This window comes from Roseivirga spongicola (assembly GCF_001592965.1).
Taxonomy (GTDB): domain Bacteria; phylum Bacteroidota; class Bacteroidia; order Cytophagales; family Cyclobacteriaceae; genus Roseivirga; species Roseivirga spongicola.
Genome location: NZ_LRPC01000028.1, coordinates 865516 through 880777 on the forward strand (window position 1 = coordinate 865516; position 15262 = coordinate 880777).

The following is a 15262-nucleotide window of genomic DNA, read 5'->3' on the forward strand; positions in this document are numbered from 1 at the left end:
CATGATTAATAGACTCATTCTTTGCCTAGGGCTTTTGCTTTCTTCCTTCGCTTCATTTAGCCAGAATAAGAGTTTTGACGAAATGATGGTAAAAAGAACCATCAACTGCTTTGATGTAGCCATCAATTCTACCGAACTCTTTGAATCTTACATGATCGTTAATGAACTAGATTCTGCCCAAATGTTACTGAATTATTGGGAGAAAACATGTGGCTTAGTAGAACCTGTTTTTAGAGCTAAAACCATTCTAAGCCTGCACAATAATACTTTTGAGGAGTCTGAATTGCCTTCTAACTTGATGGACTACCTTATGAGCTATCAGCATAAAATAATGTATGCTAGTGAAGGAATAGAGTTTAACAATTGGACCTCTAGCCTTTACGACTATGTTCACCCTAATAGCGACTTTAATGTGCTACTTTCCAGAATGGCCAAAGGTGCGATAAACGATTTTGAAGAATCTAGTACAGAGGCATTTTTAGCATCATTCTATGCCTCTTCATCTCCTAATGTACATAGCATGTTGAGTGAAGAAAGATACTCGAATACCAAAGTACGATACCTATATGATTTTAAAGTGCAAAGCATTGAAAACACCACAAAGCTACATTCTGGCCTTTTTGGTGGAACATGGAGCCCAACTGGCGAACTAAACGTTTTGGGCACACACCCAAACTTGGGCTTTTTCATTGGTGGCAAAAAGAAGAAACTTACTTACGACTTAACTCTAAGCTTTAAGTTCTTGAATGTGAAAGATGGCTACGAGGCTAGAAGGGATGGAGCTTCAAGTCCTTTAGAAAACACTAAGCATTTTTTTGGAGGTTATTTTGGTGTAGATTTTGGCAGAGAGATAACCAGATGGGGTAATAATGAGCTTCAACTTTTGGCTGGTATTGGCTTAGATGGTTTTGATGCGCTTAAAGAAGATGAAGATGCCGGAATTGATGGAGCAAGTGTCTTAACTTATAATTTCAACATCGGTATGGGCTATAAATACAACTTGAGCTATCGCGAATATTTGGGGCTTCAATTGAAATACAACGTTGCCGATTACTCTTTAAACTCAGTGGTTGACTACAGCGGAAATGCTGTTACATTTTCTCTAATTTGGGGCTTCTACACCAGTCCGTTGGCAGATTCTTTCTACTACAAGCCTAAGGCCAAAAAGAAGAAAAAATAACTACTTAACAGCTTTAAAAGTCCAGTTATTCACAACTGCCAATATTCGAATGGTTATGGTTAAGCCTATGGTTATAATTACCCTCAACTCATCATTGAGTGAAGTTTCTCCTAACAACCAATAGGTGGTACCACCCGCCACACAAACAGTAGCGTAAACCTCTCTCCTAAAAATCAGCGGAATTTCGTTTACAAGAGTATCTCTAAGTACACCCCCAAATACAGCACTAATGGTACCCATCATAATGGCAACTACTGGAGAAAGACCTAGCCCCAGTGTTTTCTGAACACCAAGAATAGTAAAAAGGCCTATTCCGATGGAGTCAAACAAAAACATGGTTCTACGAAGCTTCTCAAAAATTCTCTTGAAAAATACTGTAGCTAACATAGCCGAGGCAATAATGAGCAGATAGTTAATGTCTTGCATCCACCCAACAGGCGTACTTCCTATAAGTACATCTCTAAGTGTACCCCCTCCAACTGCGGTAATGAATGATATAACCGCAGCTCCAAAAAAGTCTAACTCTTTTTTGGAGGCCAAAAGCCAACCAGAAACGGCAAACACAAAGGTTCCGGCCAAATCCACAAAGTATATCAGCTCCGAGCTAGAGAACTTATCCATGGCTCAAAATTAGCGGATAAAACAGATTGTCAGAAACTAAAACCATTATGTTTCTCAAACAACTGAAAATCAAATCACTAACATAAGATTTCGACCTTTCTATTACATCAAAGTTAACGTCTGGCTTTGCTCCTATGCTTACTGGTTAAACTCAACCGGCTTAATCCAAGTACAACCTCCATTCGTTGACTCGCTCAGCTAAGATTCATGTTTTTATATGGATGACAATTTCTCATTTACACTCCTATATTTTTACCTACATTTCAGCATGAAATCATCTATTTCTGTTCGGCTAGTTAAGGTTGATGATGCATTAGATATGCTGGCGATTTATGGGCCATTAGTACTAAATACAGCAACTTCATTTGAAACTGAAGTACCTACTTTATCGTCTTTTGAGGAAAGAATAAAGGCTTACAGTGAAAAGGCTCCTTGGTTGGTTGCAGAGATACAAGGCAAGGTGGTTGGTTACGCTTATGCTACAGACCATAGAAGCAGACAGGCCTATCAATGGAACCAAGAAGTAACTGTGTATGTGCATCCGGAATATCGAAAGCTCGGTATTGCAAAGAAGCTCTATTTACTACTTCTAGATATGCTAAAAGCCATGAATTTCTGTAAAGCCATAGCCGTAATTACACTTCCAAACGATGCTAGTATAGGTTTTCATCGGGCTCTTGGGTTTATGCATATTGGGGAAATGAAAAACATAGGCTACAAGAATGGCAATTGGTATAATACCAGTTGGTGGGATTTGGATTTAAACGCGAACCAGAGTGCTCCTAAAGAAATTGTCCCAATAAAGGCGGTACTTTCTAAATATGAATTGACCAGAAGCTAACATCGTTTACCTGACAACATGTAGTTGAATTAATTGTAATCTTTAACTGTGGATGAATTACTAAACCAAATTGAGCAATGCACTATTTGCCAGCAACACCTGCCTCTGGGGCCAAGGCCTGTAGTTCGTGCCCATGTCAAATCTAAGATTCTAATTATTGGACAAGCTCCAGGATCCAGAGTACATGAATCAGGAATTCCTTGGAATGACCCTTCGGGTAGAAACCTGAGAAAGTGGATGAATATTTCAGAAGAGGAATTCTATAACCCAGAGCTGTTCGCCATAGTGCCAATGGGCTTTTGCTATCCTGGAAGGGGAAAGTCTGGAGACTTACCTCCTCGCCCAGAATGTGCCCCAACATGGCATAATAAGCTCCTCAATAAAATGCAGAATATAGAACTTACGCTTCTTATCGGTCAATATGCTCAGGGCTACTATTTAGAAGGCAGAAAGAAGACTTTAACCGAAACGGTAAGATCTTTTGAAGACTATTTACCAAACTACTTTCCGTTGGTTCACCCCTCTCCTAGAAATGGAATTTGGATGCGTAAAAATCCATGGTTTGAAGAAGGGGTTCTACCTGAACTAAAGAAGATAGTTCATGATGTTCTTAAACAATAAAGGAGGCCATCCCTGAAGCTACTATATTCGTCATTCCCAGCTTGACTGGGAATCTCCCGATATGTCGGGACGGAGTCGGGAATGACAGTTAGCTTTTGAGAGAGCCTCCTTTAAAAATTTACCGATTAGTCTCTTACTTATCTATCTTAAGAGACTCTTCATCTTTATTAATCACTACTGGTTTTCCTAATCCAGTATTATTCAATCTTTGTAGCTGAGTTTTTCCATCTCCAACCACAACGTATACCAAGTTATCAGGATTCATAAACTCGTCAATCACTTGCTTGATCTCCGCCTTATCCATAGCTTTTAGCTTGGTTTCATCCTTTTCTATATAATCTAATGGCAGCTCGTAAGTAGAAATATTCTGAAGAATACCCAATAGACTACCGTATGTCTCGTAAGACTGCGTATTACTTCTCAAAATTGAATTCTTGGTTACCTCCAAATCCTCATCTGAGAAATCGGTACTATAGTTATCTAACAAGTCCTTAAATAGATCTACAGATTCTCTGGTTACATTACTCCTTACGCTTGAAGAAGCCTGAAAAACAGCACCATCCATAGTTCGGCTGTAACCAGAATAAGCGCCATAAGTATAGCCCTTCTCAAGTCTCAACTCCTTAAACAAGATTGAACCTGAACCTGAACCTAAACGGTAATTAGAAACCGAAGCTGCCGAATAATCATCGTTACCATCTTCCATGGCAATTCGTCCGATATTGATGACCGATTGTTTTGCATCTGGATAATCTACAAAGAAGATTCTGGACTCTTCAGTATTAGTTTTCACCTCATACTCCGGAAAGGTTACGTCTTTAGCAATCCATAACTCCAATGGCTCCAAAGAAGTCATTACCTCATCTTTAGAAATTGCACCTACAAAATGGAAGGAAGCCACAGATGGAGAAAAATTATCTCTATAATAGTCTTTTAAGTCTTCAAGTGTGATACTAGAAACTGACTCCATTGTGCCCGAAGTTGGCTTAGAGAAAATATGATCTTTACCATAAAGCACTTCATTGAAAACACGAGATGCTATTGCATTCGGGTTGGCATTAGACTGCTGTATGGAGTTGATAGCAGAACTTTTGATTCTTTCAAACTCCTTCTCATCCCAACGTGGTTCTAACAAAATTTCCTTTACTAAAGTCAATACCTCATCATAGTTTTTGGCCAAAGAGTTACCAGAAATGGTAATGTATTCTCTAGAAGATGAAACGTAAACACTAGCCCCTAACTGACCTAAGGCTTCTTCGAGCTCTTCTGGCGTTTTATTGGCTGTTCCTTCCATTAGCATATTATCTAGCAATGCGGCCACCCCAACCTTCTCTGGGTTGTCTAAAAACATTCCTCCTTTAAGTCTAATGCTGAACTGAGCCATAGGCAGCTCATCTTGGTAAATGTGGTATACCTTCATGCCATTAGAGAGTTCATCAGTTGTTATGCTTGGTGGAGCAAAGCTTAAATCACCGTCCAACGCTGGAATTGCAGCCCTGTCTATCTGAGATGCAGTTTTTTCAAATTCCACATTTCTCTCATATTGATCTAGATTTCCTTCTGCCCCTTGAACAATTGGCTCTTCCACAACTTCGGCCTGAACCGAGCCCTCTAGCACCAATTCTTTCTGACCCACTGGCACAAAGCTAGTAGCCAAGTAATCCTGATTTTTGATGTACTTATTGTACACTCTCATAACATCTTCACGAGTTACATTGAGCGTTTTTTTCAGGTTTTTAGTTATGTAGCCAGGGTCTCCAGTAAAGGTATTGTAGCTGGCAAGCTGGTATGCTTTGTTAAATACACTTGATACTGAGTTATAAACACCTGTCTCTGCACCTACTTTAATTCTTGCCAAATCTTCATCGGTAAAGCCTTCTTTTTCAAACTTTTCCATCCCATCAAAAATGGCATCTCTTAAATCATTGAGGTCTATGCCATCAAAAGCTCTAGCACCAATATTGAATGTTCCTGCTATTTCTCCAGAACTATTATATGCATATACATTTGGTGCTAGCTTCTTTTCTTCCACAACCACTTTGTAAAGAGGCGACTTCTTACCATCAGTCAATAATTGACCGAGCATATTTAAGGCCCACATATCATTATTGTACTCCTCTACAGTTGGGTAAATCATCTCCAAATCTGGCAGATTGGCAAACTTGTCTTCATGATAGAAAAGTTTGGTTTCATCCAACACTGCAGGCATAGGATTCATTGCCTCAACCGCAGGACCAGAACCTATTTCTGAGAAATACTTATTTACCAGTTCTTTAGCTTTGGCAATATCTATATCGCCAGCGATAGCTAAAGTAGCATTACCAGCACCATAGAACTGGGAGTAGAATTCTTTTACATCGGCAATTGTAGCATTTTGCAAATCTTCTAAACTACCAATAACGTCCCAGCTATATGGATGGCCTTCTGGGTAAAGGTTCTTGAGTTGAACGTAGCTCTTATGTCCGTAAGGTCTATTGTCTACACCTTGCCTTTTCTCATTCTTTACTACTTGCTTTTCATTCTCTAAGCCCCATTCTGAAACCGTATTGATGAAAAAGCCCATTCTGTCCGACTCCATCCAAAGCACTTTTTCGAGCGCATCGCTAGGTACAGTTTCAAAGTAAACGGTTTGGTCTGTTGAAGTTCCTCCGTTGAAGGTTCCCCCTAACTCATTGATATACTTAATGAAATTTCCAGGGCCTACATTCTCAGAGTTTTGAAAGAGCATATGCTCAAAAAAGTGTGCAAAACCAGTTCTTCCAGGCTTTTCTCTATTTGAACCTACATGGTATAGAATTGCCACAGCCACTTTAGGGTCTGAATTATCTTGATGCAAGACAACTTCTAAGCCGTTGTCTAATTCATATTTCTCATAGTCGAGTGAAAACTCGTCTGTAGGAGACTCTGTAGGGCTTTGGCATGCTGTAAAAGCAAGCATAACACTTGCTGAAGCCAGCCCAATCAGATGTTTGAGTGTTTTTTTCATCTTAATCTTTTGGTATATCTAAATCTAATGAAAAAGCCGCCCATATTGTTGAGGCGGCTTTGTAATTATATAAATGGATAGGTTGTTCTAATGTACGTTTTGCATCCAACGGTTAAGTATCGGAGAAAGAATAAAGACTATTATTCCAGCTCCTATTGCATATTGTGCAATTAGCTCAAAACCACCAATGTACACATCTAAAGTTGCGAAGCCTCTTACTTCAGAACCAGTGCTTTCCACAGCCAATTTCTTGCCTATGAAGCCCACCACTTGGAAGGCATAGGCACTAGACAAGAACCAAATACCCATCATAAAAGCTACAATTCTTTTAGGAGAAAGGTCAGTAATTTTAGAAAGCCCTACTGGCGACATAAATAGCTCACCAACTGAAAGTAAGAAGTACATAATTAGCAAGTAACTGAAAGGTACCATACCGTTTTCATCGGCCGAACCGCCACTTAACGCCAATACATAGAAACTTATACCAGCCAATAACAGACCCATCCCGAATTTATAAGGTGTACGAGGGTTGTTCTTTTTTCTAGCTAGGTAAGTCCATAGTAATGAAATAGGAATAGAAAGAATAATGATGAACATGGAGTTCAGTGCATTAGTCTGAGCTGCATCTATAATGCTTAGGTTCACATTTCTATCGGCAAAAAGAGTAATTACACTTCCAGAAAGCTCATGAAAACCCCAGAACACGGTCATAAATAGAGTAATGAACAGTGCCACCGCTAGCTTCTTTCTTTCTTCTAAACTAGCCTGATACAAAATGTACCCCATGTAGAGTAATATGACAATACCAATACCTTTGAAGAGCACATTAACAATATTCTGATCTCCAAAGAATGATTCACCATTTAATAAAGGCTCATATGAAGCCAACATTAGAGCAATGATTGGAGCAGCAATACAAGCCAAAATTGGCACTAATACTTTCTGCTTAATACCTAGAACAGTTTTATTCAAAGCTTCTTCGCTTGGTGGCAAACCTTTGTCCATAAAGACACCAGCCTTAATACCTGACCAGAAGAAGATAAGTCCGGCTAACATACCGATACCAGCCAAGCCGAATCCGTAATGCCATCCATACTCTCTGCCTAACCAACCGCACAAAAGAGGGGCAGCAAAACCACCTATGTTAATACCCATGTAGAAGATGGTGAACCCTGAATCTTTTCTGGTGTCACCGTCTTTATACAAAGAACCAACAAAGGTTGAAATGTTCGGCTTAAAGAAACCATTACCAACTACTATAAGTGCAAGAGCCAAAAAGAAAGTCATATCGCTCTCAATAGCCAGCACAAAATGGCCTAGAGCCATCAGGATACCTCCTAAGAAAATAGACTTTCTAAAGCCTAAAATCTTGTCGGAGATTCTCCCTCCTACTACGGTAGAAGCATATACGAGTGATCCATAAGATGAATAAACGGCTGCTGCCGCAAAGTCTCTGGTTACTAGTGCTTCAAAAACCACGTTTACCATATATAAGGTAAGCAAGGCACGCATTCCATAGAAGCTGAACCTCTCCCATAGTTCTGCAAAGAACAGATAGAACAGACCTTTAGGATGACCAAGCATCTGAGGTCCTTCTATGTTTTTTATTTCTGACATAGTTGATATTTAGTTTTTAGCAAAGTTTCCAAATTAGTACTGTCTGAAAAATATTACAAGGCATTTCATTCAAAGCCATCGTAAATATGCCATTTAGAAAGGATTTCTACCCTAAATGACGGAAATCAGTAATTGTTAAAAATTCATGCCCTAAATTCGAACCTGATAATTACTTTTGCAAACGATTTCATAAACAAGGAAAGTACCTATAAAAATCATGTTAGAAACCGGAACGAAATCCAAAACAGGCCTGGAAGCTGCAGGCATTAAAAAAGTTAAAGAAGCACATTGGAACCTCAGCCCTACTGAGTTAACAGAAGAAGCCATTAAGAATGGCGAAGGCCACCTGACTGATACAGGTGCGTTAATGTGCGACACCGGTAAGTTCACCGGAAGATCTCCTAAAGACCGTTTCATTGTAAGAGATGAAATGACAGAAGATAAAGTATGGTGGGGAGATATTAACATTGGCATTTCTCCTGAGTCTTTCGACAAGATCTATAACAAGATGTTGACTTACTTGGAAGACAAGAAAGTATATGTTAGAGATGCGTATGCTGGAGCAGACAAAACGCACAGACTTAAGCTAAGAGTAATTAACACTTTTGCTTGGCACAACATGTTCTGCTACAACATGTTCATCAGACCAGAAGATTATAAACTTCCTGATTTCGAACCGAACTTTACTATTATTTCTTGCCCAGAATTTGAGGCAGACCCTGAAACTGACGGTACCAGACAAAGCAACTTTGCTATTGTAAACTTTACCAAGAGAATGATTCTTATTGGTGGTACACAGTACTCTGGTGAAATGAAGAAAGGTATCTTCTCTGTGTTGAACTTCTTGTTGCCGACTGAAGATGGCGTTTTACCTATGCACTGCTCTGCCAACATGGGAATTAAAGAAAGAGATACTGCTATTTTCTTTGGCCTTTCAGGAACAGGAAAAACTACTTTATCTGCCGACCCTAATAGATTGTTGATTGGTGACGATGAGCACGGTTGGACAGAGAAAAACGTATTCAACTTTGAGGGCGGCTGTTATGCAAAAGCCATTGACCTTACTGAAGAAAACGAGCCAGACATTTTCAGAGCTATCAAGTATGGTGCAATTGTAGAGAACACCAGATTTGTAGAAGGCACTAGAACCGTGAATTATGAAGATACTTCTGTGACTGAAAACACTAGAGTATCTTATCCAATTCACCACATCAACAACATTGCGGAACCATCTATTGGTGGTATTCCAAAGAACATCTTCTTCTTAACTTGCGATGCTTACGGTGTAATGCCTCCACTTTTGAAATTGAACAAAGGTCAGGCTATGTACCACTTCATTTCAGGATACACCTCTAAAGTAGCAGGTACTGAGGCCGGTGTTACTGAGCCTACTCCAGTATTCTCTGCTTGTTTTGGCGCTCCATTTATGCCATTGCACCCTACTGAATATGCAGAGATGCTAGGTAAGAAAATGGATGAGCACGGTGTAAATGTTTGGTTGGTTAACACTGGCTGGACTGGCGGACCTTACGGTGTTGGTTCAAGAATCAAGTTGAGATACACTAGAGCTATGATTTCTGCGGCACTTTCAGGTGTATTGGACAATGTAGGCTACAGAAAGCACTCAATTTTTGGTGCTGAAATACCTATGACTTGCCCAGAAGTACCAAGCGAATTGCTTAGTGCTAGAGAAACTTGGAAAGACGATAAAGGATTCTACGAAAAGGCTAACAAGCTGGCTAGAATGTTCCAGAAGAACTTTGAGAAGTTTGAGTCTTATGCCAACGATGAAATTATGGCAGGTGGCCCTAAGCCAAGAACAGATTACGAATAGAACTCACTTAATATCAACAAAAAACCCCGGCCGTCTGCTGGGGTTTTTTTATGGCCTCTCGACCAATCCGACACTACTAAGTATTTTTAAGCTAAAGCGCTAGAGCTGCTCTGAAGCTTGAATATTCTCTAATCTGTTTAAAGCCGTCTGTAGCTCTCTTTTGAGCTTTATTTGCTTTTCAGTGGCCTGAAAACGCTGGTTTCTATAGTCTTCTACAATTTTGGAGTAAGCTGCTTTAACTCGCTTAACCACGCCACAAACGTGCTTAATTCTGCCATACATTATGGCCAAACATAAAGTGAGTAAGGCCACCAAAGACCAAAGGAAGATTGAATAGGTAAGTTTCTTTACATCGAACCACAAAAAGCCTATCATCTCTGAATTGGCTTGACTGTCATTGAAGCTTTGCTGAACGGCCTGAAGCTCACTTCTCATTTCTGCCATGTCTGACTTCACTTCAGACAGCTCTCCTTGCAGGTTTTGAATAGTGCCTCGGTATAATTTTAGACTATCGAACATAGCACCTCTAAAGGCATTAAGCTTTGAGGTCTTTATCACCTTATATTCTTCATAAGACTCCGAACTATTGAGGATTTCAGAAAACGACTGATCGAGTGACTTTTCGGTCTGCCCGTGTACAGGAAGCGTACCGATGAGAGCCAAAAACATAGCTCCTACTGCGAGTAGTTTTATTCGATTCATTATACTGGCTTTAGGTGATTAACAGGAGCAAATTAAATAATGAAAACAAAACTGACTGCATTCTGTTGTACAAAGCATTTTTTACGAGTCAAGCTTCAAAAATCAATCTTAAAAGAGTGAACAAAAAGAGAGGAGGCTCTCAAAACATGCTTTTAAGCATTTTAAAAGCACATTTTAAACATTTTATGGAACTATAAGGCGGTAACGAATTCGATATTAAGATAGGGAATAAGCCTTATTGGAAACGGATTTTATCTCAATGAAACCTTAATAGTTGTATAAATGATATGTAAAATCAAGTTTCTGCAGTTGACATAACAAAATTAGAATAGTTCAATTTTCATCAAACACAACAAATAGACATTTCCATGCGGAAGAAGTCTCAGGCTAAACTTAAGAATCATTCAGAATTTCTAGAGAACTGAGACTATTAAAGTAGACTTTAGAGAAACTTGAATTAATCAGCTTTTGCTTCTTTCTTGAATTTAAGGAAGCCATAAACCGCTATAACACCCCAGAACAGATTGGCCATAGTGGCAGCGTAAGAGTAATCCCACAAAGTATTAGCAACCAAAAAGATACTACCCAAAATATTATAGACATGATATTTTGGGTCTTTCACTGTCCAAACTCCCCTATTCAACTGAATGTAGGCAATAATAAAGAGTATTGTCCCTAACCAACCAATACCTTGAACGGCTACTTCTTGCCACATAATTTTCCAGTTCAGTAATTCCTAGCTCCATAAAAACAGAAATTCAGAGCCCACGACAAAGCTCTGAATCTGTAAAAACATGAGGTAAACAACTGTATTATTATTCTTTTACCAATTGTAGGTTCTATACTCTACATCAAAACCTCCATCGTCATACAGGTCTATTAAAGCGAAGCCGGCATGAGTTTCATGGTACATTTCGTTCCCCCACCAATTTCCGCTTACGGCACCATTGCAGCAATAGGTTACTCCATTATACTGAACATGATCTACTAAGTGCATATGGCCACTAATACATAGTTTCACATTCGGATGCTTAAGAAAAAGCTTCTTAATACGGTTGAAATCTATGTGCATCCAGCTGCCTGGAACAACCCAATTACCTTCTTTTTCATTCCCTTCGTAAAAGCCAGTGGCTGTCAATATTGGTATATGAGACATTACCATGATTGGTCTATTTGAATCGGTATTTGCCAATTCGTTTTCGAACCAATCAAACTGCTCATCGTCTAATTTACCAGTGTACCAGCCTTCTCCTACAGGGTGAGTACTATCTAGAACAATGAACTTCCAGCCAGCTTTTTCCATGCTGTAGTAGGGCAAGCTTAGCCCCATCTTATCTACAGCATAAGCCTTTCCATAAAGAATATCGGACTTATCGCCAGCACCCCAAACATCATGATTACCAATGCAATGAACTATTGGCAGACTATTTTCTTCTTTGATAATACTATCCCAAAGTTTCCACTGTCTTTCTACACTACTTTTTTCAGCACCTAAAGCATCGAAAATGGTATCTCCACCATTAAAGATTATATCAGGTGCGTCTGAAATTGACTGAAGCGCATGAAGACACTTTTCAAATTTCTTCGGAGCATCCTCATAGTCGCGTAAATGCACATCTGTTAAGTGAGCAATTCTTATACTTCGTTTTCTGCTAGAAGTACTCAAGCCTTTGCCTCCAACTAAAGCGCCTGCACCAAGTAACCCAAGCGATGATATAACTTCTCTTCTATTCATTATTAGTTGTTTGTGGTTTGATCGTCAGTAATGGTTAGCCAAGTGTTAACCCAATTATTGTAGCCTTTCAAAAGGAACTTATAAGTGCCCGCCTTCAACTCTAGTGGAGTCTGAAACTCGTCTTCACCTACCGAAACTTTACCCAATGAAATGTATTCGTCTGTTCCACCCTTAGCAAACTCATTGGCATCGGTATAGAGTATCTCTACATTTCCGGAGCCAATGGATTTCCACGTAAGACTCAATACGCCCTGATTGTATCTGGCCTGTGGCGACTGAAGTGATATTTTTCCAATAAATGGCACACCATCTAACTCAGATTTTTGAGCCTCTGGCAATTCTACACCCATGAAATTTATAGCAGTTGGGTAAATATCTACAACAGCCAAACCGTCATTGAATCGCTCATTTAGATCCGAGAGGTTAGTAACCACCCACGTAAGCCTTTCTCTCACTGTTTGCCCTCCGTGACCTTTTCCGTTAAATGGGTGTCTACCATGGTCAGTAGTGACAGCGATCATCCATTCTTCATTAAAGTTGGCCTCGCGGTATTGAATAGCTTCCCATATTCTGCCAATCTGAGCATCGGCCAAGCCCACAGCCTCCACCATTTCTGGGCTATCGCCATAAGCATGACCAATGTCATCAGTATATTCTAAATAAACCCATGACAAATCGGGCGCTTCATCTTTGATATAAACCGCAGCCTCATCTGTTACATGCTCATCTATCTGCAGAATGAATAAACGACTATCGCCATGAGGAAAAGCAACGGTATCTAACTCAAAACCATCGAAGGCATAATCTAATTTTATAGAGCCCGCTTCTGGCTTAGACTCGCCTATCAGCTTAGTTCTATTATCTTCCCAAGTAGAGAAAATGGCAGTATTTAACTCTGGTTTAAGCTCTTCTGCTGCGCGAAAAATATTCCAATAGTTGTAGTTCGGATTCTTTACGGAATTTCCCCAAACATTGTGTTTGTTTCCCCATACGCCTGTAATCATATTCATATATCCAGGAGCAGAAATGGTTGGAGTTTGGCTGTAGCCATCCTTTTCTCCACCCTGATATGAGCGTGCATAACCACCCACTGCAGCTATAGAATCTATATGCGGTGTTTCATTTCTTTCTAAAACATCGGTTGGCACGCCATCGATGATTATAAGTACCACCTTTTTCTCTTTTTGCGCTGCACAATTACTGAGTAGTAGCACAAAAGCTAGTAGTCCAAAAAGTTGTTTCATAAAGGAAAGATCATCAGTAAAGTTGAAAATGAAGTAACGGTTGGAGCCTTTGCCCCAACCGTTTATTTACCCCAGTAAGGGAGAACCTAATCCCAACCGAAAATTTGAGTCAGGTTGGGGTTAAGCGTTACTTGAGCGGCCGGAACCGGTCTGTAATAATACTTAGGCTCTTGAAAAGTACCTCTTTCGTTCACGGTTATAATATGCCCACTATTACCATTAGAAAGGAAAACACCTACACTTTCACCAGGATTTCCCGCTTTATAGTAAACCAATGTAGTGCCAAGAGAATTTTGCTCCTTCGGATCTGGAATAGACTCAGACTCACTCAACAACACAATATCTTCAATTCCGTCACCTGTTAAATCATGCTTACCGAGGCCATCGAAGTAGATTCCCTTTGGCTCTTCTTCCAATAATTTACCAGCCTTCCATCTCATTAGGTCATCGTATCTATAGCCTTCCAAGGCCATCTCTACTCTTCTTTCTCTTCTAATCTCTAGTAATACAGCACTTACACCAGGGTACTTTGCCTGCTGAAAAGGATCTGTTGCTGTGGTCATGGTCATATTCGGCATACCTGCTCTATCTCTCAATAAGTTGATGGACATATCAAGGTCTGCCTGGGTTAACTCACCTAGCTCGGCTCTTGCTTCTGCATAGGTAAGGAGCATTTCTGCCAAACGGATTACAGGGAAATCTAAACTATTGATTACAGCTTGGTCAGTAACATTCACAAAACCTTTAATCTGATGATAACCAGAGAAGTTTTTAGCCAACTGCTGAACGTAAACACCACCACCTTGAGAGTAAGTACCAGTATTGATTAGAAAGAAACCTGGAAAGGCATAAGTCTGAGACAAACGAGGATCTCTATTCTCAAACTCATCTACAAAACTGAAAGTCTCATAACCAGCTTGTGAAGAATAGAAAGAACCATCGGCCATTAAATAAGACTGCAATAAGTCTTTGGTTGGGCTCACTTCGTAGTTTCCGAAAATGGTTTCGGACCAACCGCTATTTCTCACTTGGTCTTCGCTATAAACAGCAAAGATTACCTCTGGATTATCACCAAGGTCAGGATCAGTAAACAATGAGGCATAGTCAGAATTTACATTACCTGTATTGTGAATGCTAAACGGGCCATTATCCATTATATCTTTGGCCAAATCTCTAGCTTTAGACAGATAGACGTTAGCCGAGGCGGTTAAGCCTAATTCATCATGATACTTTCTAAAAGTACCCTCAAACAAGGCTGCTCTGGCCATAAACGCCTTAACTACCCATTGATTTACAGCACCAGAAGGCTGGTTCTCAAACACATTATCTGCAGCAAACTGATAGTCATCAAAAATCTTATCTACAACAACTGTTCTTGGGTCTCTTGGTCTGGTAAGCGCCTCAGTATCGTCAGTATCAATTACAAAGTCATAGTATGGTACGTCAGAATACCGCTTAACCATTTCCATGTAAAACTGTGCTCTGAAGAACCTTGCTAAACCTTCAAAGTGGTTTAATTTTTCAGGAGAAATATCTGCACGTTCAAAGTTTTCTAGAAAAAGGTTGATAGATCTGAGGGTTCCCCAATTCCATCCACCAGTAATTGAGGTAGAAGATGGCGTGCTCACCATCATGGTCTTCAACTCCGTGTTACCTGTGGTTGCCGCATTATCAGTGGCACGGTCGGCATTGTAATTTCCGGTACCCGGAAAGTTGTACAAGCTGTTGATGTAAATCTGCAAGTCTTCTTCGGTATTGAAGAAGTTTTCTTCTCCTATAGAAGTTTCTGGCACTACATCCAAGAATTCATCGTCACAGGCAAAAACACCAATGAGGGTGAATAAGAATATATATTTTAACTTTTTCATTGTTGTATCTTTT

General features: G+C 39.8%; 12 protein-coding genes. 4 read left to right on the forward strand and 8 right to left on the reverse strand.

Features of this window, described 5'->3' with window-relative positions; all coding sequences use genetic code 11:
- Position 1: 1 nt before the first annotated feature.
- On the forward strand, positions 2 to 1180 hold the full coding sequence (locus tag AWW68_RS15625) for a hypothetical protein (protein ID WP_068222966.1): 1179 nt from the start codon (positions 2 to 4) through the stop codon (positions 1178 to 1180).
- Here the strand turns inward: AWW68_RS15625 and AWW68_RS15630 are convergent, their stop codons facing one another.
- Positions 1181 to 1801, reverse strand: a complete 621-nt coding sequence (locus tag AWW68_RS15630; protein WP_068222968.1) for a trimeric intracellular cation channel family protein — start codon at positions 1799 to 1801, stop codon at positions 1181 to 1183. It lies immediately after the preceding gene.
- Between the two features lie 268 nt (positions 1802 to 2069).
- Here AWW68_RS15630 and AWW68_RS15635 point away from each other — a divergent pair, with 268 nt between their 5' ends.
- On the forward strand, positions 2070 to 2642 hold the full coding sequence (locus tag AWW68_RS15635) for a GNAT family N-acetyltransferase (RefSeq protein WP_068222971.1): 573 nt from the start codon (positions 2070 to 2072) through the stop codon (positions 2640 to 2642).
- 48 nt (positions 2643 to 2690) lie between these two features.
- Positions 2691 to 3263 carry a uracil-DNA glycosylase family protein gene (locus tag AWW68_RS15640; RefSeq protein ID WP_068222972.1) on the forward strand — a complete coding sequence of 191 codons (573 nt, stop codon included), beginning with the start codon at positions 2691 to 2693 and terminating at the stop codon, positions 3261 to 3263.
- A 133-nt stretch (positions 3264 to 3396) separates the two neighbouring features.
- Here AWW68_RS15640 and AWW68_RS15645 read toward each other — a convergent pair whose 3' ends face one another.
- The gene (locus AWW68_RS15645) at positions 3397 to 6249 is read right to left on the reverse strand and encodes a M16 family metallopeptidase (RefSeq protein WP_068222973.1); all 2853 of its coding nucleotides are present in this window, start codon (positions 6247 to 6249) and stop codon (positions 3397 to 3399) included.
- Between the two features lie 87 nt (positions 6250 to 6336).
- Positions 6337 to 7866: a peptide MFS transporter gene (locus AWW68_RS15650; RefSeq protein ID WP_068222974.1), complete on the reverse strand. Its 1530-nt coding sequence runs from the start codon at positions 7864 to 7866 to the stop codon at positions 6337 to 6339.
- A 217-nt stretch (positions 7867 to 8083) separates the two neighbouring features.
- Between AWW68_RS15650 and pckA the strand changes: the two genes are divergently transcribed.
- The gene (gene pckA / locus AWW68_RS15655) at positions 8084 to 9700 is read left to right on the forward strand and encodes a phosphoenolpyruvate carboxykinase (ATP) (protein ID WP_068222978.1); all 1617 of its coding nucleotides are present in this window, start codon (positions 8084 to 8086) and stop codon (positions 9698 to 9700) included.
- Positions 9701 to 9799: 99 nt separating this feature from the next.
- Here the strand turns inward: pckA and AWW68_RS15660 are convergent, their stop codons facing one another.
- From AWW68_RS15660 to AWW68_RS15680, 5 genes are all read right to left on the reverse strand, one after another.
- Positions 9800 to 10402: a hypothetical protein gene (locus tag AWW68_RS15660; RefSeq protein WP_068222980.1), complete on the reverse strand. Its 603-nt coding sequence runs from the start codon at positions 10400 to 10402 to the stop codon at positions 9800 to 9802.
- A 457-nt stretch (positions 10403 to 10859) separates the two neighbouring features.
- Positions 10860 to 11117, reverse strand: a complete 258-nt coding sequence (locus AWW68_RS15665) for a CBU_0592 family membrane protein (protein WP_068222983.1) — start codon at positions 11115 to 11117, stop codon at positions 10860 to 10862.
- Between the two features lie 108 nt (positions 11118 to 11225).
- A complete protein-coding gene (locus tag AWW68_RS15670) occupies positions 11226 to 12137 on the reverse strand; it encodes a metallophosphoesterase family protein (RefSeq protein ID WP_068222986.1) in 912 nt (303 codons plus the stop codon).
- Between the two features lie 2 nt (positions 12138 to 12139).
- The gene (locus AWW68_RS15675) at positions 12140 to 13381 is read right to left on the reverse strand and encodes an alkaline phosphatase family protein (protein WP_068222989.1); all 1242 of its coding nucleotides are present in this window, start codon (positions 13379 to 13381) and stop codon (positions 12140 to 12142) included.
- Between the two features lie 86 nt (positions 13382 to 13467).
- Complete coding sequence (locus tag AWW68_RS15680) at positions 13468 to 15249, reverse strand: RagB/SusD family nutrient uptake outer membrane protein (RefSeq protein WP_068222992.1); 1782 nt, start codon at positions 15247 to 15249, stop codon at positions 13468 to 13470.
- Positions 15250 to 15262 lie beyond the last annotated feature (13 nt).